1 pseudogene is annotated in these 1,176 nt (G+C 69.0%); it reads right to left on the minus strand.

The annotated features are described in order from the left end of the window. Positions 1 to 1,176, minus strand: a pseudogene (locus IG94_RS0137950) (alpha-1,4-glucan--maltose-1-phosphate maltosyltransferase); the annotation flags it as partial.

Consider the following 1,176-nt stretch of genomic DNA (forward strand, 5'->3'; position numbering starts at 1 on the left):
CCGGATGGTGTTGAGGCGGGTGATGAGGGGGGCGAGGGTGGTGCCCTCGCGGGCGGCGCGGGTCCAGTCGCGGTGGGTGAGCTGGTACTTCTCCGAGTTGAGGTATTCCTCGCTGCCGTCGCGCAGGGGGGTGTTCTCGCAGAGTTCGTAGCCGCTGTAGATGCCCCAGGTGGGGGAGAGGGTGGCGGCGAGGACGGCGCGGACCTCGAAGGCGGGGCGGCCGCCGTGCTGGAGGTAGGCGTGGAGGATGTCGGGGGTGTTGGCGAAGAAGTTGGGCCGCATGTAGGAGGCGGCGTCCCCCGTGAGTTCGGTGAGGTACTCGGTCAGTTCCTGTTTGGTGTTGCGCCAGGTGAAGTAGGTGTAGGACTGCTGGAAGCCGATCTGGGCGAGGGTGTGCATCATCGCGGGGCGGGTGAAGGCCTCGGCGAGGAAGATGACGTCGGGGTCGGCGTGGTTGATCTCGGTGATGACGCGTTCCCAGAAGGCGACGGGTTTGGTGTGGGGGTTGTCGACGCGGAAGATCCGTACGCCGTGGTCCATCCAGAAGCGCAGGACGCGCACCGTTTCCGTGACGAGTCCGTCGGGGTCGGTGTCGAAGGCGATGGGGTAGATGTCCTGGTACTTCTTGGGCGGGTTCTCGGCGTGGGCGATGGTGCCGTCGGGGCGGTGGTGGAACCAGTGGGGGTGTTTGTGGACCCAGGGGTGGTCGGGGGAGCACTGGAGGGCGAAGTCGAGGGCGACTTCGAGGTGGTGGCGGGTGGCTTCGGTGACGAAGTGGTCGAAGTCGTCGAGGGTGCCCAGGGCGGGGTGGACGGTGTCGTGGCCGCCTTCGGGGGAGCCGATGGCCCAGGGGACGCCGACGTCGTCGGGTGTGGCGGAGAGGGTGTTGTTGCGGCCTTTGCGGTGGGTGGTGCCGATGGGGTGAATGGGTGGGAGGTAGACGACGTCGAAGCCCATCGCGGCGATGGCGGTCAGGCGGCGCGCGGCGGTGCGGAAGGTGCCGTGGGGGTGGGCGGGGGTGCCTTCGGAGCGGGGGAAGAACTCGTACCAGGCGCCGTAGAGGGCGCGTTCGCGTTCGACGAGGAGGGGGAGGGGGTCGGAGGTGGTGACCAGGTCCCGCAGGGGATGGCGGGCCAGCACCGCGTCCACCTGCGGCGTCAACGCCGCCGCCAGCCG

This window comes from Streptomyces olivaceus (assembly GCF_000721235.1).
Lineage (GTDB): Bacteria > Actinomycetota > Actinomycetes > Streptomycetales > Streptomycetaceae > Streptomyces > Streptomyces olivaceus.